5 protein-coding genes are annotated in these 2091 nt (G+C 71.2%); 3 read left to right on the plus strand and 2 right to left on the minus strand.

Annotation, left to right across the window (positions count from 1 at the left end; all coding sequences use genetic code 11):
- Positions 1-664: 664 nt before the first annotated feature.
- Together ABZ281_RS47105 and ABZ281_RS47110 are read right to left on the minus strand one after the other, a co-directional pair.
- The gene (locus ABZ281_RS47105; RefSeq protein ID WP_356664738.1) at positions 665-937 is read right to left on the minus strand and encodes a hypothetical protein; all 273 of its coding nucleotides are present in this window, start codon (positions 935-937) and stop codon (positions 665-667) included.
- A 46-nt stretch (positions 938-983) separates the two neighbouring features.
- Positions 984-1151: a hypothetical protein gene (locus tag ABZ281_RS47110; RefSeq protein ID WP_356664740.1), complete on the minus strand. Its 168-nt coding sequence runs from the start codon at positions 1149-1151 to the stop codon at positions 984-986.
- A 101-nt stretch (positions 1152-1252) separates the two neighbouring features.
- On the opposite strand from ABZ281_RS47110, the gene ABZ281_RS47115 reads away from it, so the two are divergent.
- The 3 genes from ABZ281_RS47115 to ABZ281_RS47125 form a co-directional block, all read left to right on the plus strand.
- Positions 1253-1396 (plus strand): hypothetical protein, encoded by a 144-nt coding sequence (locus tag ABZ281_RS47115; protein ID WP_356664741.1) that lies wholly within the window; start codon positions 1253-1255, stop codon positions 1394-1396.
- 345 nt (positions 1397-1741) lie between these two features.
- Positions 1742-1885, plus strand: coding sequence for a hypothetical protein (locus ABZ281_RS47120; RefSeq protein WP_356664742.1), 144 nt, complete (start codon positions 1742-1744; stop codon positions 1883-1885).
- Positions 1886-1911: 26 nt separating this feature from the next.
- Positions 1912-2091, plus strand: a 180-nt coding sequence (locus ABZ281_RS47125) for a hypothetical protein (protein ID WP_356664744.1), incomplete at its 3' end; no start/stop codon positions are given.

Consider the following 2091-nt stretch of genomic DNA (forward strand, 5'->3'; position numbering starts at 1 on the left):
GCCATGACGTCCCGGGGCCGCCCTGAACCGGCCGGTTCTGCCGAAGGGCGCGGCCTGACCCGCGGCGGGGAGAGGAGTGCAGACGTCAGACCGCCGACACGCAGAACGCGACGCGTCACACCCCTCAACGCACACGGCCCCGGAAGCGACACGGCCACAACGCCGGAAAAGGGTGCGGGCCCCCGCACGCGGCGCAGGGCCCTTCGAGGCTGCTTTCTAACCTCGCACCAGCCGGGTGACCGCCCCCGGACTTCCCATGCGGCCACATCGTGGGGATGCGACGCTGACCTCCCCAGGCACACCGCCGCATCCCCAGCCGCCACTCAACTAGCTACCCGTCCGTACGGGAAGCACGGCCGACCGGCCGCTCCCCGCCGCAGACCGCGTCCACGGCCGCCATCACCTGAGCACGCACGGAACCGGGCAACTCCCTGCCCTGCGTGGTGGCCACCAGAGCCTGCGCGATCAACCGCAGCTTCAGGAGATTGGGGAAGCGTTTGGGCCGTGCTGCTGGATCTCAGCGCCGCCAGCACCGCGTCGAGGGTGGCCATGCTCCGGACCCTAGGCGGTCGGGTGAAGGCGCCAGAAGGGAGATCCCCGCTCTGCGCTGACCAGCCGTGGTCGGGGCTGGACGCGGTGCTGGCGACTCATGGTCGGGTCGTGGTCAGGGGCTGTCGCCGCCCCAGTCCCAGCGGGCCGGGTCGCCGGGGCGCGGGTCGTACAGCGCCCGGCCGCCGGGGCCGAACTGCCCGAGCTCGGTGAGGAGGGAGACGCCGTCGTCGATCTCCTCCGGCCTCCAGTTGGTGATGTCGAGCAGCAATCCGTCCAGCGGCCCGCCGACCAGTTCGGCGTAGCTGCGTCCCGGTTTCGGGCCCGGGTGGTCGTGGTCGGTGCCGTAGATCCGGCCGCGCAGCAGCTGCTCATCGTCGCTGTCCATGCCCTCCAGGCTCGCAGCCGTCACCGACAACGAGGGCTTGCCCGGGTTAGTTGCGCCAGCGTCCGAGCCAGCCGCCGGCCTTCGAGGCCTGCGCCTCCTCCTGGTGCTCCTGCTCCTGGCGCTCGCGTTCGGCCTGTTCTGTCTGCCGCTCCGCTTCGAGCGCCCGGGCCTTGCAGTCGTCGCACAGGTGTGGTGGCTGTCCCCGCGGTCCCATCGGATGACTGTGTCCATGGACGAGGACCAGCTTCGGGCCGACCATCGCGGCCACGAAGAGTTCCAACAACTGGCGCAGCGGTCCGTGATCGAGGACCGGCCGTGGACGTCGTCTTGGCTCCGCTCAAGCCGTCCGTGCTGCTCCTGGACGAGATGACCCATGCCGTCGGCAAGAGCGCCGGGTCGCTCTCGGGCACTGGCAGGGCCGGGACAGGCTGGTTGTACGAGATGCGGCGGCCGCTGTGACCGGTCTTGCCGTACTCAGGTGCTGCCCGTGTGGCGGCGGGCGAGCGGTCAGGGCAACGGGCCGGGGGCGCGGCGGATCCGGAAGGCCGAGACGGCGAACGTGTGCCCGCGGCGCCGCTGCAGGGCGGAGCGCCGCCTTGCAGCCGATCAGCAGCGAAGCGAGCCTGACCTGCGGGCACGGCCCGGGAAATCCTCTCGGACCATAGTTTCGAATCTGGGTACGCTTTCGCAGCCGGCCCCTGTGCCGGCCTTCAAGCGGGCATGGCCCGCGACGAATCAGGGGAGCAGATGACCACCACGAAGACATCAGGCACGGCAGCACCCGCGCCCGCCCACACTTCGGGCATGCCCGTCGCCTTGTTCAGCGACGAGGCATCCGCCGTGATGACGCCCGTGCCCGGCTCGGCCCAGCGCCTGCCGCGGCCGTTGGACACCCTGAAATGGCAGGCGCCCCCCGCACTGGAGAGCGTCGACGACGACTCGCAGTGACCACAACGCGAGGGTGGCCCGGTGCCGTGGATCTCCACGACACCGAGCCACGAAAGCCGGGTCACTCGGCCCGGGTGCTCCAGCCGAAGAAGAGCCAGCTCGGCTCGGGGCCGGCGGCATCGAGCAGCAGCGCTCCGGCCACGAGCCGGATGGACCACTACGAGCCCGAACTGCACGACGTGCCGCCGGACGACCCCGCCGACACC

It is taken from the genome of Streptomyces sp. NPDC006265, from assembly GCF_040613555.1.
Classification (GTDB): Bacteria; Actinomycetota; Actinomycetes; order Streptomycetales; family Streptomycetaceae; genus Streptomyces.